20 protein-coding genes are annotated in these 20895 nt (G+C 72.4%); 6 read left to right on the top strand and 14 right to left on the bottom strand.

All coding sequences use genetic code 11. The features are described 5' to 3' along the window. Positions 1 to 38 precede the first annotated feature (38 nt). Positions 39 to 401 carry a MerR family transcriptional regulator gene (locus ACIBI9_RS01500; protein WP_397219957.1) on the top strand — a complete coding sequence of 121 codons (363 nt, stop codon included), beginning with the start codon at positions 39 to 41 and terminating at the stop codon, positions 399 to 401. Here the strand turns inward: ACIBI9_RS01500 and ACIBI9_RS01495 are convergent. The 12 genes from ACIBI9_RS01495 to ACIBI9_RS01440 form a co-directional block, all read right to left on the bottom strand. After that, a complete protein-coding gene (locus ACIBI9_RS01495) occupies positions 398 to 673 on the bottom strand; it encodes a YybH family protein (protein WP_397219956.1) in 276 nt (91 codons plus the stop codon). The genes ACIBI9_RS01500 and ACIBI9_RS01495 overlap by 4 nt on opposite strands. Beyond that, positions 607 to 1197 carry a YybH family protein gene (locus tag ACIBI9_RS01490; protein ID WP_397219955.1) on the bottom strand — a complete coding sequence of 197 codons (591 nt, stop codon included), beginning with the start codon at positions 1195 to 1197 and terminating at the stop codon, positions 607 to 609. The genes ACIBI9_RS01495 and ACIBI9_RS01490 overlap by 67 nt, the downstream gene beginning before the upstream one ends. Before the next feature lie 326 nt (positions 1198 to 1523). Continuing rightward, complete coding sequence (locus tag ACIBI9_RS01485; protein ID WP_397219954.1) at positions 1524 to 2207, bottom strand: response regulator; 684 nt, start codon at positions 2205 to 2207, stop codon at positions 1524 to 1526. Then, entirely contained in the window at positions 2204 to 3382 is a 1179-nt protein-coding gene (locus ACIBI9_RS01480) for a sensor histidine kinase (RefSeq protein ID WP_397219953.1), read from the bottom strand. Before ACIBI9_RS01480 ends, ACIBI9_RS01485 begins: the two co-directional genes overlap by 4 nt. 58 nt (positions 3383 to 3440) lie before the next feature. Continuing rightward, a complete protein-coding gene (locus ACIBI9_RS01475; protein ID WP_397219952.1) occupies positions 3441 to 4199 on the bottom strand; it encodes an ABC transporter permease subunit in 759 nt (252 codons plus the stop codon). Continuing rightward, positions 4196 to 5092 (bottom strand): ABC transporter ATP-binding protein, encoded by an 897-nt coding sequence (locus ACIBI9_RS01470; protein ID WP_397219951.1) that lies wholly within the window; start codon positions 5090 to 5092, stop codon positions 4196 to 4198. The genes ACIBI9_RS01475 and ACIBI9_RS01470 overlap by 4 nt, the downstream gene beginning before the upstream one ends. Before the next feature lie 95 nt (positions 5093 to 5187). After that, entirely contained in the window at positions 5188 to 6405 is a 1218-nt protein-coding gene (locus ACIBI9_RS01465) for a hypothetical protein (protein WP_397219950.1), read from the bottom strand. After that, positions 6402 to 6791 (bottom strand): hypothetical protein, encoded by a 390-nt coding sequence (locus ACIBI9_RS01460; RefSeq protein ID WP_397219949.1) that lies wholly within the window; start codon positions 6789 to 6791, stop codon positions 6402 to 6404. Before ACIBI9_RS01460 ends, ACIBI9_RS01465 begins: the two co-directional genes overlap by 4 nt. Beyond that, positions 6788 to 8590 (bottom strand): hypothetical protein, encoded by a 1803-nt coding sequence (locus tag ACIBI9_RS01455; RefSeq protein ID WP_397219947.1) that lies wholly within the window; start codon positions 8588 to 8590, stop codon positions 6788 to 6790. Before ACIBI9_RS01455 ends, ACIBI9_RS01460 begins: the two co-directional genes overlap by 4 nt. A 570-nt stretch (positions 8591 to 9160) precedes the next feature. Beyond that, a complete protein-coding gene (locus ACIBI9_RS01450; RefSeq protein ID WP_397219946.1) occupies positions 9161 to 9763 on the bottom strand; it encodes a TetR/AcrR family transcriptional regulator in 603 nt (200 codons plus the stop codon). Positions 9764 to 9770: 7 nt separating this feature from the next. Beyond that, positions 9771 to 11336: an MFS transporter gene (locus tag ACIBI9_RS01445; protein ID WP_397219945.1), complete on the bottom strand. Its 1566-nt coding sequence runs from the start codon at positions 11334 to 11336 to the stop codon at positions 9771 to 9773. A gap of 804 nt (positions 11337 to 12140) precedes the next feature. Next, positions 12141 to 13394 (bottom strand): MFS transporter, encoded by a 1254-nt coding sequence (locus ACIBI9_RS01440; protein WP_397219944.1) that lies wholly within the window; start codon positions 13392 to 13394, stop codon positions 12141 to 12143. A gap of 145 nt (positions 13395 to 13539) precedes the next feature. Here ACIBI9_RS01440 and panB point away from each other — a divergent pair, with 145 nt between their 5' ends. Next, positions 13540 to 14370 carry a 3-methyl-2-oxobutanoate hydroxymethyltransferase gene (gene panB / locus ACIBI9_RS01435; protein ID WP_397219943.1) on the top strand — a complete coding sequence of 277 codons (831 nt, stop codon included), beginning with the start codon at positions 13540 to 13542 and terminating at the stop codon, positions 14368 to 14370. 391 nt (positions 14371 to 14761) lie between these two features. On the opposite strand, the gene ACIBI9_RS01430 is transcribed toward panB, so the two are convergent. Both ACIBI9_RS01430 and ACIBI9_RS01425 read right to left on the bottom strand, forming a co-directional pair. Next, positions 14762 to 15880, bottom strand: a complete 1119-nt coding sequence (locus ACIBI9_RS01430) for a pyridoxal-phosphate dependent enzyme (RefSeq protein WP_397219942.1) — start codon at positions 15878 to 15880, stop codon at positions 14762 to 14764. Between the two features lie 8 nt (positions 15881 to 15888). Further along, complete coding sequence (locus ACIBI9_RS01425; protein ID WP_397219941.1) at positions 15889 to 17076, bottom strand: trans-sulfuration enzyme family protein; 1188 nt, start codon at positions 17074 to 17076, stop codon at positions 15889 to 15891. A 59-nt stretch (positions 17077 to 17135) separates the two neighbouring features. Between ACIBI9_RS01425 and ACIBI9_RS01420 the strand changes: the two genes are divergently transcribed. The 4 genes from ACIBI9_RS01420 to ACIBI9_RS01405 are packed head-to-tail and all read left to right on the top strand — an operon-like array spanning position 17136 to position 20893. Continuing rightward, positions 17136 to 18560 carry a PLP-dependent aminotransferase family protein gene (locus tag ACIBI9_RS01420; protein WP_397219940.1) on the top strand — a complete coding sequence of 475 codons (1425 nt, stop codon included), beginning with the start codon at positions 17136 to 17138 and terminating at the stop codon, positions 18558 to 18560. A 12-nt stretch (positions 18561 to 18572) separates the two neighbouring features. Further along, positions 18573 to 19259, top strand: a complete 687-nt coding sequence (locus ACIBI9_RS01415; RefSeq protein ID WP_397219939.1) for an alpha/beta hydrolase — start codon at positions 18573 to 18575, stop codon at positions 19257 to 19259. 45 nt (positions 19260 to 19304) lie between these two features. Then, entirely contained in the window at positions 19305 to 20183 is an 879-nt protein-coding gene (locus ACIBI9_RS01410) for an ABC transporter ATP-binding protein (RefSeq protein WP_397219938.1), read from the top strand. Then, a complete protein-coding gene (locus ACIBI9_RS01405) occupies positions 20180 to 20893 on the top strand; it encodes an ABC transporter permease (RefSeq protein ID WP_397219937.1) in 714 nt (237 codons plus the stop codon). The genes ACIBI9_RS01410 and ACIBI9_RS01405 overlap by 4 nt, the downstream gene beginning before the upstream one ends. The last annotated feature ends 2 nt before the right edge of the window (positions 20894 to 20895 follow it).

The raw sequence follows: 20895 nt of genomic DNA, 5'->3' as shown, positions 1-20895 counted from the left end.
GCTAAGGCGTCACATCGATGTGAAGGTCAAGGGAGCCCATGAAGATCGGAGAGCTGGCCCACCGCACCGGGGTGAGCAGGCGGCTGCTGCGCTACTACGAGGAGCAGGGGCTGCTGCGGCCGGTGCGGCTGCCCAACGGCTACCGCGAGTACGGCGAGCCGGACGTGGCGTCGGTGCGCCACATCCGTACGATGCTCGCCGCCGGACTCCCCACGACCGTCATCGCCCTCCTGCTGCCCTGCGTCCACGACGACGGCGACCGGATGGTGCCGTCGGCGTGCCCGGGCATGGTGAGCAATCTGCGAAGGGAGCGCGAGCGCATCGCGGAGACGATCGAGCAGCTGCAGACGTCCCAGCGCGCCCTCGACACCATGCTCGCCACCGTCCGGCCGCCCGCCTAGCGCCGGGCAGGGCCGGGGCGCAGGTCGGTCCGCGCCTCGCCCGTGGCCGGGTCGTACGGGTAGGAGACGTGCTGGTGGATCATCACCCACGAGCCGTTCCGCCGCTCGAACACCCGTGTCCCCCGCGACCACGTCTCGGCGTCCCCGCCCACGCGGACCCGGTTCAGCCCCCACGCGACCGCGAGGTCCTCCCTGGCCATGACCTTCAGATCCGGCATGTCGAAGCGGACGTCGGGCCCCTCGTCGAGCCCGCGCGCGCAGACCTCCCGCACCGCCTCGACGCCACGTACTCGAGCGGCGCGTCGTGCTCGTACGACACGACGTCGTCGGCGATGGCGGCCATCATGCCGTCCAGGTCCTTGGCCGCGGTGCCCGCGAACCACTGCTCGTGCACCCCGCGCACCTCCCGCACGGCCGCCCCGTCGTCGGCGATCGGGAACGAGTGGTGCTCGTGCGCGACGACCCACCGGCCGCCCTCCTCGCGCAGGCCGAGCGTCAGCCGCAGCCGCCGGTCGTCGGCGGGCATGCCGCACCGCAGCAGCGCGTACGCGAAGGCGACGCCGTCACCGGCGACGACGTCCAGCGACTCGATCTCGAACGCCGCCCCCTGCGCCTGCCACTCGAAGAACGGCGGCCAGGCCTTCTCGTACGCCTCGATGCCGCGAACGTCCTCCGGCACGTCGAACATCACGATGTCCGCCGCGTGGTCCGCGAGGACCGTCTCCAGGTCGCCGCGGTGCACCGCCTCGGCCCAGCGCAGGACGAGGTCGCGGATCTGGTCTTCGTTCGTGGACATGGGTGGGTTCCTTCCGGGTCGATGCCTTCGTTCCGGACGTACAACCCGGGCGGATCCCGGAACTCATCGCACTTCCTCGGGAAGGCCGAAACCGGCGAACTCGGCCTCCAGGAACGACGCGCATCCGCAGCTACCGCCCCCGGGTGCCGGGCCGCTGCTGCTGTGCACCGACGGCCTGTGGCGGCACCTGCCCGGCCTGGACTCCCTGCGTCCTCGGGGCGATCTGCTGGCGGACGCGCGGGCGCTGATCGGGCACGCGTTGGACGCGGGAGGGCACGACAACATCACCGCGGTCCTCCTGCGGTCGCGGATCAGCGCCGCGTAGATCAGGCGAATCCGCCGTCGCCCCGCCGGACGATTCCCGTCTCATACGCCAGCACCACGATCTGCACGCGATCTCGCAGGTTGAGTTTCGCGAGAATGCGCCCGACATGGCTCTTGACCGTCGCCTCCGAGACCGTCAAAGCCTGGGCGATCTCCACGTTGGAGCGGCCCCGAGCCACCTCCATCAGCACGTCCCGCTCGCGCTCGGTGAGCCGGTGCAGCAGCTCGGCGGCCGCCGTGCGGCCGGTGCCCGGGTCCGGCAGGTGGGCGGCGAAGGCGTCGATGAGGCGGCGGGTGACGGCGGGCGACACCATGGCGTCCCCGGCGGCGACCGCGCGCACGCCCGTGAGCAGGTCCGCCGGGGGCACGTCCTTGAGGAGGAAGCCGCTGGCCCCCGCGCGCAGGGCGGCGTAGACGTACTCGTCGAGGTCGAACGTGGTCAGGACCAGCACCCGCGACGCGGACCCCGAGCCGACGATGCGCTTGGTCGCCTCGATGCCGTCGAGCACCGGCATGCGCACGTCCATCAGCACCACGTCCGGCCCCAGCGCCCGCGTCATCGAGACCGCCTGCGCGCCGTCGCCCGCCTCCCCCACCACCTCCAGGTCGGGCTGGGCGTCGATCACCATGCGGTAGCCGAGGCGCTGCAGCGGCTGGTCGTCCACCAGCAGGACACCCGCCGTCACGACACCACCGCCCCGTCGTCGAAGCGGAGCCGGGCGCGCACCCGCCATCCCGCGCCGGGCACCGGCCCGGCCTCCACCTGCCCGCCGTACGGGGCGGCGCGTTCGGCCATCCCCGTCAGCCCGTGTCCCCCGTGGGATGCCATTTCCGCTTCCGTCCGGTCGTAGGGGACGACGGCGCGGCCCGCGCCGTCGTCGACGATCTCCAGGTCGGCGGCCTCCGGGGTGTAGGAGAGCCGGACCCGTACGCGGGCGCCCGGGCCCGCGTGCTTGAGCGTGTTGGTCAGGGCCTCCTGGACGATCCGGTAGACGGCCAGGCCCGCCCCCGGGCCCCACGCGCCGGGCACGCCCTCGTGGGTGACCGCCAGCCGCAGGCCGGCCGCGCGCACCTGTTCCAGCAGGCGGTCGAGGTCGTCGAAGCCCGGCTGCGGCGCCCGCTCCTCGCGCAGCAGCCCGACCAGCCGCCGCATCTCCGACAGCGCCTCCCGTCCCGTCGCGGCGACCTTTCCCATCGCGTCCGCGGCGCGTTCGGGACCCGCGTACGCGGCGCCGTCGGCCAGCGCGACCATGACGGCCAGGTTGTGGGCCACGATGTCGTGCACCTCGCGGGCGATCCTGGCCCGCTCGGCGGCCACCGCCAGCCGGGCCTGCTGGTCACGCTCCCGCTCCAGGTGCCGGGCCCGATCCGCCACGTACGCCCGCCGCATCCGCAGGACGACCCCGGCCAGCGCCGTGGCCACCGTGAGCGCGGCCATCCCGATCATGACCGGCCAGCCCGGATCGTCACGCAGCCGGCCGAGCCCCATGGCCAGCACAACCGCCCCGACCGCGGGCCACAGGTGGCGGGCCGGGCGGTGCCGGGCCACCGCGTACACCGCGGCGAGCGGCACGAAGACCAGGAAGACGCCGGTGAAGCGGCCGACCAGCGCGCAGCCCGCCACGAGCGCCATGACCGCCCAGAACACCACGACGGGGGCCCTGCGCCGCCACACCAGCGGCACGTGCACGGCGGCGAACCACACCCAACCGGCACCCGTGACGCCGGTGCCCGGCTCCAGCACGCCGGGGGCGCCGCCGCCACCCATCGTCACCGGCACGCTCACCGCCGCGACGAGCCCGGCCAGGCAGCCGTCCGCCACCCGCGGGTAGCGCTGAGCGAGGGCGCGGAGTCGGCGCACGTCCCCCAGGCTAGGGCCGCCGGGCGCGCCATGCATCGCCCAACGACCCGCCCCCGCCTCAGGCATCGCGACGGCGCAGCAGCACGGCCGCACCCGCCAGGGCCACCAAGACCCAGGCCAGCGACACCGCCGCCCCGGCCGCCGGACCGAGCACGGGCGTGCCGTCGTCCCCCACGTGGTACATGGCCTGCAGCGCCAGCGTCGGCAGGTACGGCAGCACGGTCTCCCGCACCGCCTCGGGCAGCGCCCCGAGGAGCACCGGCGGCAGCAGCACCAGCACCCCGATGTACACGGGCAGCGCGGCCGCGGTGTGCCGCAACATCGTGCCGATCCCGAGGCCCAGCAGCGCCACCGCTACCGTCGCGGCGGACACCCCCAGGATCGCCCGCACGACCCCGGGATCCCCCAGCGTGATCGGATGGGCGGCGAACGCCTGGTTGGCCAGGAACGCCAGCAGGTAGGTCACGACCATGAGCGGCCCGGTCGTCACGACCAGGACCACGGCCTTGGCCCACAGCACCGGCAGCCGCCGCGGCACGGCCGCCAGCGTGGCCCCGATCAGCCCGGACCCGTACTCACCCGTCATGACCAGCGCCCCGAACACGCCGAACACGACCGCGAACACCAGGAACCCGCCCCCGACCGCCTCCGTCACCCCGCCCGCAGCCTCGGCGGCCCCCGAGGCGTTCCAGCCGATCAGCGCCGCCACCCCGACCAGCACCTGCGGCACGACCCCGACCACCACCCATGTGGAGCGCAGCGCGAACAGCTTGGTCCACTCCGCGCGCACGACCCTCCCGAACGTCAACCCGCTCATCGGATCCCCCTCTCGCTCCGCGTGAGCTCCATGTACGCCTCCTCCAGCGACACCTGCCGGGGCGTCAGCTCGTGCAGCGCCAGCCCTTCGCGGGCGGCCAGCGCGCTGATCGCCTCCCCGGCCAGCCCGCCCACCTCGAGCACGCCCGTCTCGGCGCTGGTCACCGAGGCTCCGTGCCGTACCAGCAGATCCCGCAGCTGCGCGGCGCGCGGGCAGCGGACCAGCACCGCGTCCGTCCCGGCCCGCGCGATCAGCTCGGCCACCGAGGCCTCCGCCAGCAGCCGCCCCCGGCCGATGATCACGAGCTGCCGCGCCGTCAGCGCCATCTCGCTCATCAGGTGGCTGGACACGAGCACGGTGCGCCCCTCGTCGGCCAGCGACCGCAGCAGTGTGCGCACCCACAGCACGCCGTCGGGGTCGAGCCCGTTGACCGGCTCGTCCATGATCACCACCGACGGGTCGCCGAGCAGCGCCGCCGCGACCCCGAGCCGCCGCCGCATGCCCAGCGAGAACCCGCCCACCCGCCGCCCCGCCGCCGAGGACAGCCCCGCCTGCTCCAGCACCTCGACCACCCGGGCGGGCGGGATCCCGTGCGTGCGGGCCAGCGCCAGCAGGTGCTGGTACGCCGTGCGGCCCCCGTGCGCCGGCGTGACCTCCATCAGCGCCCCGACCTGCCGGAGCGGGTCGGGGTGTGCGGCGTAGGGCCGGCCGTTGACGGTCGCGGCCCCGGCGCTGGGCCGGTGCAGCCCCAGGATGACGCGCATGGTGGTGGACTTGCCCGCGCCGTTGGGGCCGAGGAACCCGGTCACCTGGCCGGGCCGTACCGTGAAGGACAGATCGCGTACGGCGGTGACGCCGCCGTACCGCTTGGTGAGCTCCCGTACCTCGATCATGCCTTCGACGCTAGAAGAGGGCCCTTCGGCGGACGACCGACCAGAGGCTGAACCTCGCCGCCCCGGATCTCCGCCGGAAGTCGAGCCCGTTCCGCTCACAGCAGGAGCGTCAGGCCGCCGAGCGTGTAGCAGACCATGAGGACGAACAGCGGGATCTGGCCCGCGACCGCGCGGCCGGGCGGCAGGAGGCGGACCGAGCGGTCGTGGGCGGCCACCACCCCCACCACGTGGCCGATCACGATGGCCAGCACCTGGACGGTGGCGATCGTGGCGGGTTCGACGGCGTTCGGGTCGGGCCGGGCGGCCACGCCAAGCGCCAGGAGAAGGCCGTGCCGGCCCTCGATGACCAGCAGGGAGAAGTAGTGGGCGATGAGATAGCCGGTGGCGATCGGCACCAGCGAGTGGGCGAAGCGGGCGGTCAGCCCACTGGTGCCGCCGATCAGCCCGGCCGCGCCGAGGCAGGCGGCGTACAGGAGGGCCACTCCGGCGACGGCCGTCAGCAGGCCGAGCGTGCCCAGCCCGGTGCGGCCGAGCGGGGCTGACTGGAGGGCGTTCACCCAGGCGGGGGTGCCGGAGAAGCCGTCGTACGCGGTGCCGCCGAGCAGGACGCAGACGGTGGCGACCAGGCCGGGGGCGGGCTGGATGGCATCGAGGCCGTCGAAGGGGCTGCGCAGGACGCGGTCGCCGTTCGCCCTTCTGCCTAGGGGTGACAGGTGGCCGATCAGGGTCGAGTACACCTCGAACGGGTCGCCGCGTTCCAGCCAGGCGTGGCCGTACACGAGGGTGCCCGCGAGCTGGGTGGCCGCGTACAGGGCGCAGAAGGTCAGCAGGGTGAGCGGGGCCGCGGGCTCGGGGGCGACCAGCTCCGTCCAGGTGAACGCGAGCAGGCCCGCGGCGGCGGGCCAGTGGCCGAGCCCGCGCGGGAGCGGCCGCCGGGGCCGGTCGGGCAGCAGCCGGAACGGGCTCAGCGCCCGCCACACCGGCCCGAACAGCAGCGACGCCGGGACCAGACCCACCCAGAAGAGCACATACACCAGGTACGGCCCCGCGTTCCCGTCCACGGGACCGGCCGCGAGCCAGCCGATCGTGTAGACGGCGAGGACGAGGGTCAGCACGCGCGCCGGGCGGCCGGGCAGGCGCAATGGGATCACCAGGCCCGCCCGGTCGCCGCGGAAGCGGGAGTCGGCCCACAGCAGCCCGAGCGCCAGGAACGAGACGACGAGCGCCGCGACAGCGCCCGCGTAGGCGTAGAAGAGCGGGATCGGCAGGTCGCCGCGCGTACCGATCCCGTGGGCGAGGACCCCCGCCGTCACCGGACCGCCAGTTGCGTGAGGACCAGCTTGCTCCTGTGGGTCTCCACCTCGAACACCCCGGTCAGGCCGGCCGTGAAGCGCACGGTCGCGGGCACCCCCGGCCGCAGCTCGGCCTCGATGTCGTAGCCGTGCACGTGCAGCTCGTCGGCCACGTCGCTGGTCACCGTGATGCTGACCTGCCGCCCCTTGGCCACCTCCAGCCAGCCCGGCGGCGGGCTCACCTGGCCGCGGGCGATGGTGATCACGGCGTCCGCCTGCCCGCTCGGCGCTGCCGTGGCCACCTCGTGGCTGTTGCCCGGATTGTGGTGGGTCTGCGACAGCGGCCCGCACGCCGTGACGAGCCAGCACGCCAGCACGCCCCCGGCCACCCGGACGGACCTGCTCACGCACCCACCTCGGCCTCGGCGGGCGTCTTCCGCGCGGTGCCCCTGCGCCGCGGCGCCAGCACCACGACCGCGCAGAGCACCCAGAGCCCGGTCAGCAGCCCCCGGATCCACCCCGGCCCCAGCGGGACGGCGGGGATCAGGTACACCAGCCGGTCGAAGGCGTCGGCGCAGGCCAGCAGCCCCACCACGATCGTGAACAGGCCGAACGCCGGCCGCCTGCCCCGCGACGCCGCACCCAGGCAGAGCCACCACGCCCCCATGAGCAGCAGCGCGACCCCGGCCTGCGACGTGCTGTCCACGGCCGCCGCCACCACGTCCAGCACGAGCCCGGCGGCCCCCGCGATGCTGCCCGCCACGATCAGCCGGTGCCGGCGCAGGACGATCGCCGTCACCACGGGCGCCACGCCGTTCCCCGACGGGCCGTCGCCGCCGTCGTGGCGGCGCGCGCCCCGCCGCGAACGCCACCAGAACAGCCCCAGCAGCAGCCCGAGCACCGCCGAGCCGCCGAGGGCGAGCTGCGCCTCCACCTTGCCGAGCCCCGAGGCGCCGAACCAGTCGCACCCGGCCGGCAGGCGGGCCTGCGAGGCGCTGAAGTCCGCGCACAGATACAGCTTGATCAGCTTCACGGGCTCGGCCAGCAGACGGTTCGCGCCGCCCGACAGCGCGGGCGCCGTGGCGGCGCAGACCGGCAGGACGGCGGGCGACGACGCACCCGTGTCAGCCTGCCAGCAGTTGCCGGTGCCCTGCCCGTCCCACCACACGTCGATCCCGTTCGGCCGCCGCTCACCCGCCGGGCTCACGCCGAACACGTTGCCCTCGTAGCGGTTGTAGTCGGAGGTGTCGGCCTGCTTGGCCAGGTCGTTCTCGCCCCTGATGAACGCGGGCACCCCGAACAGGTGGAAGGCCGCCCGCCGATGGCCCCACATGAGGTTGTTCCTGAAGATGTTGTAGTTGCCACCCGCGACCAGGATGCCCGTCCCCGGGGGCACGCCCACCTGCGAGCACACCACGCCCCGCTCGTAGCCGCGCTCGGCCGGGGGTTTGGCGCAGGTGCCGTCGCGGGTGTAGCGGTAGTAGTCGCGGTTGTTGTCGTAGATCTTGTTGTTCTCGAACTTGGCGTGGTTCTGCGGCAGTCCGGGGTGTGAGGGCCAGAGGCTGTCCATCGTGGCGCCGACCATGTTGTCGTAGAACTCGTTGTCGTGCACCCACATCGAGTCGCCCGCGGTGCCCGAGTAGCCGAGCGCGTTGTCGTGGCTCTTGCAGCGGCGGATCTCGATGGCGTACCGGGGGACGTCGTGGCCGCGGCCGTCGTTGAGGTTGGAGGCGCTGCCCGGGTAGAGGCCGCCGTCGCCGTTCCCGTACGCCTCGCAGTCGGTGTAGAGGCCGTGGTCACTGGCGAAGGTGAGGAAGCCGTACTCGTCGTTCCAGCGGGTGAGGACGCGGTCGATGACGAAACCGTCGGTTTCGAGCACGTACAGGGAGTTGAACGTGGTGCGCTGGGCGGTGAAGTTCCGGAAGTAGATGCCGTCGGTACGGTCGGCGCGGACGGCGTTGAGCTTGCGGTACTCCGCGTCGATCACGACGTCGAGCGGGTCGGTGCCGGTGCCCTCGATCTGCAGGTCCTTCTTGCCGAGGATGGCGACGAGGTTCTGGTTGTGGGGGCACTGCTGTTGCTGTTCGAAGGAGAGGATCTGGTAGCCCCACGTGGACCAGCGGGCGGGGAGCTGGGCGCAGGCGCCGGTGGGGGCGGGCCGGCTGGGTTCCTCGCGGTAGAGTCCGGGGAGAATGGCGATCGTCATTCCGGGGCGGTCGACCTGGTCGACGGCTTCTTGGAGGTGCCTAACCCCTTTTTGCTGACATTTCGTGAAAAGGTCGAGGTTGCGGGCTTTGAGCTCCCCCGGAAATTTCGCGATTCGACGCTCAAAGTCGGCTTTATCCGTCTTGCACACCAGCAGATCCGGCTCCCCGGACCGCAGCACCGGCACCGTCCCCGTACCGTCAGGAAGCGTCACCGGACGCTCCTCATGGGCGAAAGCGGTGCCGCCGGATAACAGCAGACCTGACGTGAGCACGACGATTGTCGCGATTTTTCGCATGGGGGGCATGGCCGCGAGATTAGAACAATGCTCACGTTCTGCCTAGGCCAAAACGATCACGGACCCCGTCGTCACGAACCCCGCCTGAGGCAAGCCCCGGCGAGGGCGGCGCTAACACGCCCCCGCCGGGAGTCATCACTTCCGAGGCCCCGTACCCCGGAAAGCAGCAGCGCCGCCCGCTCACACCGTCGCTCGAACGACACAGCGCAAGCCCAGGACACCAGCCTCAGCGGACAATGGACAACACAGTGCGCAAGAGCGCGCAAGTGGCCGTCAGGGGGCCATTCCCGCCAAAGCCGCATCAACGACGCGCTCGGCGAGATCCGGGGCCAGGTCACCGGCCGGACCCCACTTGGTGTACCAGAGCATGGTGCCGGTGAGGACGGCCATGCCCATGGAGACGTCCAGGTCTGGGCGGAGCTCGCCGTTGGCGATGCCGCGCTCGATCACCGCGCGCATCGCCTGCCTGCGAGGCTCGATGGCCCGCTTGACGAACCGGTCCATCAACTGCGGATACCGATCGGCCTCGCTCATCGCGATCTTCATCACGCAGCGGTTGCGGGCCACGCCCGACTCGCTGCGCATCGCCTCGAGCAGGGAGATCAGGTCGTCGCGCACCGATGTGCCGGAGAGCGACGGCACCGGGGCCTTGAGCGTGGCGAGGGCGTCGACGACCAGGTCCTCCTTGTTGGACCAGCGCCGATAGATCGTCGTCTTGCCGACGCCCGCCCTCGACGCGATGGCCTCGATGGACAGATCGGAGACGCCCATGCCCTCGCCGATCAGATCGAGGGTGGCCTCGATGATCGCCTTCTCGGCCTTCTCGCTACGCGGACGCCCCGCCGGACGGGCAGTCCCTGATTCCTGGATCGTCATCGCTGCCTCACACTACAGCCGGTGCCTTCTGTTCCGCCTGCGTGACCGGGCGCGCCTTGCCCGGCATCCACTTTGCCACCACCGCGACGCCGACCAGCGCGATCACCGCCGACACCAGCGCCGTGACGTGCATGCCGTCGACGAACGCGGCGAACGCGGGCTTGATCAGCGCCTGGCCCCGCTCGCCGAGCGCCTGGGCGACGCCCATCGTCTGTACGATCGACTCGCCCGCGGTGTGCTGGACGTCGGCGGGCAGTCCGGCCAGCGAGGGCGTGATCTCGCTGCGGTAGTTGGACGACAGCACCGAGCCGAGCACGGCCACGCCGAGCGCGCCGGCGACCTGGCGGACGGTGTTGCTCATGGCCGAGCCGACGCCGGCCTTCTCCCTGGGCAGCGACTCCATGATGGCGGTGGTCGCGGGCGGCATGATGTTCGCCATCGCGGCGCCCTGGACGAAGAAGATGATCTCGATCAGCACGATCGGCGTGTCCTGGTCCATGAGCGCGTAGCTGGCCAGGGCAGCCGTCACCACGATCATGCTCACGGTGGCCGACAGCTTGGCGCCGAACCGCTCGTTCACCCGCTGGCTGAGCGGCGCGAAGATGAGCTGCGCGGCGGCGAACGGGATCATCAGCGCCCCCGCCTGCACCGGCGAGAAGGCCAGCACGGTCTGCAGGTAGAAGGTCAGGAAGAACATCCCGCCCATCATCGCGAAGAAGACGATGCCCATCATGCCGATGGCCGAGCTGAAGCGGACGTTGCCGAAGTTGCGGACATCGAAGATGGGGTGGTCGATGCGCCGCTCCCACCACACGAACGCGGCCAGCACCACTACCCCGAACAGCGTCGGCACCAGAACCTCCGCGCTGAGGACCGTGCCGAGGCCGCCGCCGCGGATGATGCCGTACACCACGGCCACCAACCCGATGATCGACAGCAGCACACCCACCGGATCCAGCTTGGACGGCTTCGGGTCACGCGACTCCGGTACGAGGTTCGCGATGAGGATCATGGCGATGATCACGATCGGCACGTTGATCAGGAAGACCGAGCCCCACCAGAAGTGCTGGATCAGCAGGCCACCCGTGATCGGCCCGATCGCCACCGCGAGCCCCACGCCGCCGGCCCACACGCCGATCGCCTTGCCCCGCTCACCGGGCGGGAAAACGTTGGAGATGATCGCCAGCGTCGCCGGCATGATCGCCGCCCCGCCGATGCCCATCGCCGCCCTCGCCAGGATCAACTGCATCGGATCCTGGGAGTATGCGCTGGCGAGCGAGGCCAGTCCGAACAGCGCCATGCCGATGAACAACATCCGCTTGCGCCCTGTTCGGTCCCCGATCACCCCGAACGTGAACAGCAATCCGGCGAACACCAGCGTGTAGGAGTTGATCGCCCACTCCAGCTCGCTCTGCGTCGCCCCCAAACCGACCGTCTTGTCGGCGATGGTCTTCATCGCCACGTTGAGGATGGTGTTGTCCAGCACGACGGCCAGCAGGCTGAACACCAGAACGCCGAGGATCCCCCATCGGCGTGGATGGCCCGCGTTCGGGTCCACTACTACGTCTTTCACGAAGAGCCCCCAATTTCGATACGTGCGAGTTTCGCAACGTCACCGTATCGCAAGTTATTCCGATACGCAACGGTCCCGTTTCGTAAACCCTGGGTTAACTCTCCCCGAACGCCCTTCACCCAGCCACCTCCGCCCCCCTTACTTCCCGCCGCTGGGAGGGGCCCCCGAGACATCGACCGCCCGGCCAAGCGCCCGAGAGATCACGATGGCAACGCGACCTCACCCACAACCCCAGGCGACGCCTCCACCCAAGCGCCCCGCAGAACCAGACGGCCGCGCAACTCACCCACCACCCCTGCGACGCCCCTGCCACGTGCCCGCAGGATCACAACGGCCGCGTGACCTCGCCCACCACCCCAGACGACGCTCCCGCCCAAGCAGCACGCCGCCCGAGCCATCGGTCTCCAAGCCCAGGCGTACCCCCTCCGCGGCGCGGCGGCGGGAGTCGCACCCCAGCCCGTCGTCCAGGGCGAGCCCGCTGGTGCTGAGCCAGTCCGTGGCCTGGGCGGCGCCGAAGCGCATCCCCTGCGCTGGCACCCCACTCGTGCGCGACAGCCAGCCATCTCGCCCGAAGGTGCCCGCTTCCCGCCGAGACGGCAGCGCCCTCTCACCGTCAGGGCCAGGCGCGTGAGCAACTGACCGTCGTTCGCCCAGGGCGCCACGCGAGCCGCCGACGATCAGCCGCCCGCCGCACCGCCACACACCCCGCGAGCACCGCTCTGAGGTCCACCGGCCTTGGAGCACCGGTCGTCGGCTTGAGAGGCCGCCGATCAACGAGGGGAGGCGGGCCTGCTGGTCACCGGTTCATGGGGCCTCGGCCGGGGTTGGAGCGGGCTCGGCGGGTGGCGAAGGGGTCGTCGAGGCCGACGGGGTCTGGGGAGAGGTTGGGAGGGGCTCGGCGGGGCGGCGGGGCCAGAAGGGGGCGGCGGCGAGCACCATGGCCACTCCCACCAGGCCCGCGAGCACGAACGCCCACGTCGGCCCACTGGCGTCGATCACGGCTCCCGCGATGGGGGCCGAGCTGGCGCCGCCGATCAGCAGGGCCGTGCCGTGGAAGCCCATCGCCTCGCCCCGCGCCGCCGAGGGCACCCACCGGGAGAGCACGTCGACCGTGGACGACAGCGCCGGCGCGCAGAGGATGCCTGCCGGGAGGAGCATCACGACCAGCCATTGCCAGCTGCTCACCAGGCTGACCGGGATCGTGAGCAGGCCCATGAGAGCGATGAGCACCAAGGGCGAGAAGCCACGCGACAGCCCGCCGTACACGAAGCCGCCGATCAGGGAGTAGACGCACCAGACGGCGACGGCGAGGCCGACCCACTGGGTCTGGCCGGCGTTGTTCATGGTCGCGATCAGGGACAGCTCCGTGGCCGCGAGCACGAACGTGGCCGCCGCCGTCGTCCCGAGCAGCGCCGCGAACCCGGGCGTCAGCCACTGCCGCCTGGGCACCTTGATCGATTGCTCCTCGAGCTCGTCGGGCGATCGGGTGGGCGGGTTGAGCACGATCATGCCCAGGCCCGCCGCAGCCGTGGCGACGCCGATGACCGTCATCGTCACCTCACTGCCCAGCATCGTCAGCCCGGCCACCGCGAGAGCGGGACCGGCCATGTACGCCAGCTCGACCAGCATCGAGTCGAGCGCGAACGCGCTGCGCCGCTGGGAGACCGGCACCATGGCGGCCAGGCACTGCCTGGTCACGCTGAACACCGGCAACGCCAGCAGCCCCGCCACCGCCGCCGTGCCGATCAGCGCCGGGAACGGCAGCGCCCACGCGCACGCCCAGAACACCGCCTGCGCCACGGTCGTGACGATGACCACCGGACGTAAGCCGTGCCTGTCGACGAACCTCCCCGACAACGGCGAGCCGATCGCCATGCCGATGGTGTTGGCCATGGTGACCAGCCCCGCCTTGCCGTATCCCAGATCGAGCGCCACGGCGACGTGCAGGGTGAGCGTCATGCCCATGGCCGTGGACGGAACCCGCGCCAGCAGCCCCATCAGCAGCAACGCGGGAACACCAGGGATCTTCAGCAGTCGTCGGTAAGGGGCGAGAGCCATGTCGTTTCAACCTCCGCGCTGATTCTGGCAAGAGGCACCGACAGTTTCGCCACAGGTTTTTCGGCACGTGACAGCGCGTGCCATCATCGGAGGGAGTCCGGGGACGCCACTGGGGCGCCTCGAGACGTTTCTGGAGGGTTCACACATGTCCTCTTCAACCACGCTGTACGGGGGCGTTTCCGGCCGCCGGGTCACCGTTCGCGACCTCACCGCCGCCAAGGAGCGCGGAGAGCGGTGGCCCATGGTCACCGCCTACGACGCGATGACGGCCAGGGTCTTCGACGGCGCGGGCATCCCCGTCCTGCTGGTGGGCGACTCTGCGGCCATGGTCGTCTACGGGTACGACTCCACGCTGCCCGTCACGGTCGACGACCTCCTGCCCCTGACGGCGGCCGTCGTACGCGGCTCGTCCCGGGCGCTGGTGGTCGCGGATCTGCCGTTCGGGTCGTACCAGGCCTCGCCCCAGCAGGCGCTGGAGTCGGCCGCGCGCTTCATGAAGGAGGCCGGGGCGCACGCCGTCAAGCTGGAGGGCGGCCGCCGGGTCGTCCCGCAGGTGGAGGCGCTGGTCTCGGCCGGTGTCCCGGTCATGGCGCACCTCGGGCTGACCCCGCAGTCGGTGAACGTCCTGGGCGGCTACCGCGTTCAGGGGCGCGGCCAATCGGGCGACGAGCTCATGGCGGACGCCAAGGACCTGGAACGGGCGGGGGCGTTCTCGGTGGTGCTCGAGTGCGTGCCGGCGGATCTGGCGGAGCGGGTGACGGCGTCGCTGACGATCCCGACCATCGGCATCGGCGCGGGCGCCGGGACGGACGCGCAGGTTCTGGTGTGGCAGGACCTGATGGGGCTCACACCGCGTCCGGCCCGGTTCGTCAAGCGCTACGCGGACCTGGGCGCCGAGATGGACCGCGCCGTCCGCGCCTTCGCCGCCGACGTGACTGCGGGCGCTTTCCCGGCTGCTGAGCACACGTACAACTGACAGCGGCTCGACGGCACGCCCTCGTACGCGGCCGTACGCCTCGGCACGCGGCGGTACCCCCGTACGCGGTGGTACGGCCCCTTACGGCGGTACGGCCGCCTGCGACGGTACGGCCGCCTGATGTCGCGACCACCTCACGGCGACGGTTGGATCAGGCGTCCCGGGCCGGGTATTCCGGCTCGGGCGTCCAGGGCCAGGCGCTGGCGGCGGGCCTCGGGGTGGTAGTCCAGGCCACGGTATTTCGAGCCGGGCGTCCACGGTCGGGCTCTGGGACGCCCGCCTCCGTCGCCGGACCCGGCGCGAGGGGACGCCCACCTCCGTCGCCGGCACGGGCCGAGGAGATGCCCGCCTCCGTCGCCGGGCACGGGGCGGGGGCGTGGGTGGGAGGTGGTCAGGGGGTGGTGAGGGTGCTGGGGTCGGTGTTGGAGCCGCACAGCACCACCGCCACCCGCTCCCCCGGAGCCGGCGTGTACGCGCCCGCCAGCAGTGCGGCGTACGCCGTCGCGCCCGCGGGCTCGGCCGCCACCCGGTGACGGGCCCAGAGGGTACGACGGGCCTCCACGATCGCCTCGTCGGTCACCAGCACGCTCTCCACCCGAGGTGAGGAAAGGATCTCGAACGCGATGGCGCCGATCTTGGTGGCGCCCAGCGCGTCGGCGGCCACCCCGCTTACCTCTACAGGCACCGGGTGTCCCGCTCGCAGTGCCTCGTGGAGGGTCGGGATCCGCTCGGGCTCGACCGCGATGATCCGCGGCCCGGACCCGGCCACCGGTGCCGCCCCGGACTCGACGTCCAGCGCCGTCCCGGGCCTGCCCCCCGGCGTCGTTCCGGACCCCGCCCCGGACCCCGCCACGGCCGCCGCCCCGGGCAAGGCCCCCAGCGTGGAGCCGGGCGTCGCAGCGGAGCCAGGCGTCGGGGTGGGTGAGGTGGTGGGCGTGTGGCCGGGGGATGGGCGCGTGGTGGGGGCGGAGGTGCCCAGGGTGATGCCGGCGGCGAAGCCGCCCCCGCCGACGGCGACCACCACCGTGTCCACCCCGCCCGTCTGCTCGACGATCTCCAGCCCCGTGGTCCCCTGCCCTGCCACCACCTCAGCCTGGTCGTACGCGTGCACCACCAACGCCCCCGTCTCCGCGGCGCGCTTGGCGGCGGCCTCGGCGGCCTCCGAGTAGATGGCCCCGGTCTGCGTGATGCGGGCCCCCAGGGCCTCGAGCCCGGCGACCTTCACCGGGCTCGTCACCTCGGGCACGAAGATCTCCGCCCGCACCCCCAGCACCCGCGCCGCGTAGGCGACGGCCAGCCCGTGGTTGCCGCCGCTGGCGGCGATCACCCCGCTGGGCGGCAGCTCGCCCGCCGACAGCATCCGGTTGAAGGCCCCGCGGACCTTGAACGACCCCGAGTGCTGCAGCAGCTCCAGCTTGAAGAAGACGCCGGGCGAGACCTCCAGCACCGGCGTACGCAGCACGAGCCCGTCTATACGACTGGCCGCCGCCAGCACATCCGAGTAATCCACACAGGCCACTATGCCAGCGCCTGCGAGACGTCGGCCCACAGGTCCTCGGGGTGCTCGATGCCCACGGCGATGCGTACGGTGCCCTCGCCGATCCCGTGCCTGGCCAGCTCCTCGGCGTCGAGCGAGCGGTGGGACGTCGTCGCCGGGTGCATGACGAGCGTCTCCACGCCGCCCAGCGACGGAGCGAGAAGCATGAGGCGTACGGAGCTCATGAACTTCTCCCCCGCCTCCCGCCCGCCCGCGAGGTCGAACGAGAGCACCCCGCCGAAGTCGGACAGCAGCTTCCCGGCCAGTTCGTGGGAGGGGTGCGTGGCGAGCCCCGGCCAGTGCACGGCGGTGACTGCGGGATGGGAGGCCAGGCGGGTGGCGAGGAGGCGGGCGTTGGAGCAGTGGCGGTCCATGCGCAGCGCGAGCGTCTGCAGCCCCCGCAGCGACAGCCAGGCGGCGAAGGGGTCGGCGGAGGCGCCCAGCTCGATCGCGAAGTGCCAGACCTTCTCGTAGAGCTCGGTTGAGGCGAAGACGGCGAGCCCGCCCACCACGTCGGTGTGCCCGGACAGGTATTTGGTGGTGGAGTGTACGACGATGTCCGCCCCGTGCTCGATGGGCCGGCAGAGCAGGGCCGTGGCGAACGTGTTGTCCACCACGGACACGATCCCCAGCTCGCGGGCCGCCGCGCACATCCCCGGCAGGTCGGCGACCAGCGTCATCGGGTTGCTGATCGTCTCCAGGTAGACGAGCCGGGTCTCGGGGCGGACGGCGGCGCGCAGGGCGGCGGGGTCGTTCTCGGGCACGTGCGTCACCGTGATCCCGAACCTGCCCACCAGGTCGTTGATCATGGCGGCGGTCCCGCCGTACAGGGACTTCTGCGCGATGAGGTGGTCGCCGGGCTTGAGCAGGCCGAGCAGGACGGTGTTGATCGCGCCCATGCCCGAGCCCGTGGCGATGGCCCCCACCCCGCCCTCCAGCCCGGAGACGGCCTCCTCCAGGGAGCGGACGGTGGGGTTGGTGTAGCGCCCGTACACGAACGGCCCGTCGGCCCGCCCCATCGCGTCGGCCATCACGGCGGGGTCGTCGAAGATGAATCCGGAGGTCTGGTAGATCGGCACGGTGATCGGCCGGCTGCCCTCGATGACGGGGTGCGGCACGTGGACGGCGCGCGTCTCGGGGCGGAGCTCAGAGGGATGAGAATCGGTCATGCATCAAGGATCGCCCGCAAAACGGTCCGATGTCAGAGCCAATGCGGCAGAATTGGTCCATGAATGGGGCCAATCTCGCCGACGGCGACCTCGTCGATCTCCTGGGCCGCTGGGCGTCGGGCCGCGGCCCGCTCTACTTGCTGCTCGCGGCCCGGCTGCGCGCGCTCATCGACGACGGCGTGCTGCCGCCCGACCAGGCGCTCCCGCCGGACCGGGTGCTGGCCAAGCGGCTCGCCGTGGGCCGGGGCACCGTGGTCGCCGCGTACGACCTGCTGCAGCAGGAGGGCCGCGTGGTGCGCCGCCAGGGCAGCGGCACCCGGGTGGCCCCGCTCGAACTGCCCGCGACGCGGGCCGCCGACGGCGTGGTCGCCAACCCGCTCCTGCTCCACATCCTGCACCCGCCGGACGGCGTGCAGCTCCTGACGTGCGCCGCGCCGGACGACATGCCGGCGGCGATGTTCGAGGCGTACGAGGAGGCGGGCGCGCGGCTGGCCGGCACCCGCGACCTGGGCTACCAGCCGGCGGGCAACCCGGCCCTGCGTGCCGCGCTGGCCGCCTACTACACCGGCCGCGGCGTGCCGACGACGGCCGAGGAGATCATCGTGACGACGGGCGCCCAGCAGGCGCTCACCCTGCTCACCGGACTGCTGGTGGCGCCCGGCGACACCGTGCTGACCGAGGCGCCGACGTACCCGGGCGCGCTGGAGGTGTTCCGGCACGCCGCCGCCGTCGTGCGGCCGGGGACGGCGGAGGACCTGCGCGAACGCCCCGCGCTGGCCTACTTCGTCCCCACCAGCCGCAACCCGGACGGCGCGGTCATGGACAACCCGGCCCGCCGGCGGCTGGCCGCGCTGGCCGCCGAGCACGATGTGCCGCTGATCGACGACGAGGTGTGCGCCGAGCTCTGCTTCACGGGCGAGACGCCGCCGCCACTGGCGTCGTTCGAGCGGGGGGAGCACCTCATCACCGTCGGCTCGCTGAGCAAGCTCGTCTGGGGCGGGCTTCGGGTCGGGTGGATCCGCGCGGCGGCGCCGCTGGTGTCGCGGCTGGCCAGGCTGCGGGCCGTACTCGACCTCGGGGGCGAGGTCTTCAGCCAGCTGGCCGCCGTCGCTCTGCTGCGCCGCCTGGATGAGGTACGGGCGGAGCGCGTGCGCACGTTGCGCCGGCGCCACGACCACCTGTGCGCCGAGCTGCGCGAGCGGCTGCCGTCGTGGGAGTTCGAGCCCGCACTCGGCGGCCAGACCATCTGGGTACGGATCCCGCGCGGCGACGTGGACTCCTTCGCCCAGGTGGCCCTCAGGCACGGGGTCGCGGTGCCGCCGGGGAGGTCGTTCGACCCGCTGGGCGGGCACGCCGACCGCATGCGCCTGCACTTCCTGTTCCCGGAGGAGGAGCTTTCGCGAGCGGTGAACAACCTGGCCGTGGCCTGGGCGTTCTTCGACGGCAGCGATCGCCCGGTGTCCCGGCACACCCTGGTCGTCTGACAGGGTGGGCCTATGCAGACGACCTTCGTACTCGTGCACAGCCCTTCCGTCGGGCCTTCGACCTGGGTTCCCGTGGCCGAGTCGCTGGAACGCCGCGGACACGCGGCCGTGGTGCCCGACCTGACCGGCGTGGCGACGGGCGGCGCGCCGTACTGGCCGCGGGTGGTCGAGGCGGTGCGCGCGGTCGCGCCTGACACGCCCGTCGTGCTGGTCGCGCACAGCAACGCCGGGTTCTTCATGCCGTTGATCAAGGAGGGGCTGGGCGAGCGGGTGGTGGCGTGCGTCTTCGCCGACGCGCACGTCCCGCCGCGCGAAGGTCTGATCAAGGTCGCGGAGGAGAGCTTCCTGCCGTTCCTGCACGACCTGGCCGGGCCCGACGGCGTGCTGCCGCGCTGGACCGACTGGTGGGACGAGGAGGACGTGGTGGCCATGCTGCCCGACCCCGCCGTGCGCATCAGGGTGGCGGCGGAGCAGCCGCGGCTGCCGCTCGACTACTACACCCAGTCCATCCCCGTGCCCGCCGGGTGGGACGAGGTCAGGTGCTCGTGCCTGTGGTTCGGCCCGCCGTACGAGAAGGTGGCCGAGGAGGCGGCCCGGCGGGGCTGGCCCGTGACCCGCGTGCCCGGCCAGCACCTGCACCAGCTCGTCGACCCCGAGGGCGTCACGGACGCGCTGCTCAAGCTCGCGCGCAAGTCGTGAATTCTTCACTGTCGCCCCGCTGGCTGCCCGGAAACACTCGTACGCATGACAGCGATCGAAGTGAACGGGCTCAGGAAGAGCCACCAGGGGTTCGAGGCGGTGAAGGGCATCTCGTTCGAGGTGGCGGAGGGTCAGATCTTCGCGCTCCTCGGCAGGAACGGCGCGGGCAAGACCACGGCGATCGAGGTGCTGGCGGGCTTCCAGCGGGCCGACGGCGGGACCGTGCGCGTGCTCGGCCTCGACCCGTACACCGACCGCGCGGCCGTCAGGCAGCGCACCGGGATCATGCTGCAGGAGGCCGGGTTCTTCCCTGACCTGACAGTGGCCCAGACCGTCGACACCTGGCGCGACTTCACCGCCGCGCCCCGTCCCCGCGACGAGGCGCTGGAGCTGGCCGGGCTGGCGGGCAGGCGGGACACCAAGGTGCGCCAGCTGTCCGGCGGCGAGAAGCGCCGGCTCGACCTGGCGCTGGCCCTGCTGGGCCGCCCCGACGTGCTGTTCCTCGACGAGCCGACCACCGGCATGGACCCCGAGGCCCGCAGGAACACCTGGACCGTCGTCCGCGATCTGGCCAGGCAGGGCACCACGATCCTGCTGACCACGCACTACCTGGAAGAGGCGCAGCGCCTGGCCTCGGCCATGGCCATCCTGGACGCCGGGGAGATCGTCGCGTCCGGGGACATGGCCGAGACCCTGGCCGCCCGGTCGGGGCGGGTCGCGTTCCGGCTGCCCGCGGACGTGGACCCGGCCGATCTGCCGCTGCCGGTCACCATGGAGGGCGAGACGGCCGTCTGCCGCGCCGACGACCCCGACCTGGCCGCGCAGACGCTGCTGACCTGGGCGGCCGGGCGCGGCCTGCGCCTGGCGGGCCTGGAGGTCCGCACCGCCACCCTCGAAGACCTCTTCCTGGAGAGCGCCCGATGAGCATGACCGCCACCTACCGCCTCGGCACGCGCCTGTTCTGGCGGGACAAGACCATGCTGTTCGCCTCCGTGGTGACCCCGGTCGGGCTGGCCGTGGGGATGCCGCTGCTCATGAGGAACACGGTGGGCGCCTCGGCCGCGGCCGCGATCTTCCAGAGCGCGATCTCGCTGCTGCTGGCGATCACCGCGTTCATGAACGTCGCCGTCGCCCTGGCCACCCGCCGCGACCAGCTCGTGCTCAAGCGCCTGCGGGCGAGCCGGCTGACGGACGGGCAGATCCTGCTCGGCCAGGTCGCCAGCACGGCCACGCAGACGGTGGCCATGATCGCGCTGTGCACGGTGGCCGTGCGGGTCGTGGCCGGCGTGCCGCTCCCGGACGACCCGCTGGGGTTCGCCGCGATCACGGTGGCGGGGTCGGTGGTGCTGTCGCTGCTCGGCGCCGCGTACACGGCCGCCATCCCGCGCGCGGAGCTGGCCGCCGCGTTCACCACGCCCGTCTTCCTGGTGGCTGGGGTCTCCGCGGGCGCGATGGGCCCGATCCCGCTGCCCTCGTGGCTGCGGCCGGCCCTGGACCTGCTGCCCACCAGCGCCGTCGTGAACGCTGTCAAGACCGGCGAGCTGGCCGTGCCCGCCCTGGTCCTGGCCGCCTGGACGGTGGTCGGGCTCGCCGCGATCCGGCTGTGGTTCCGCTGGGAACCGCGCCGCTCATAGAG

This window comes from Nonomuraea sp. NPDC050451, from assembly GCF_044458585.1.
This window is presented reverse-complemented; position numbering and strand designations above follow the sequence as displayed.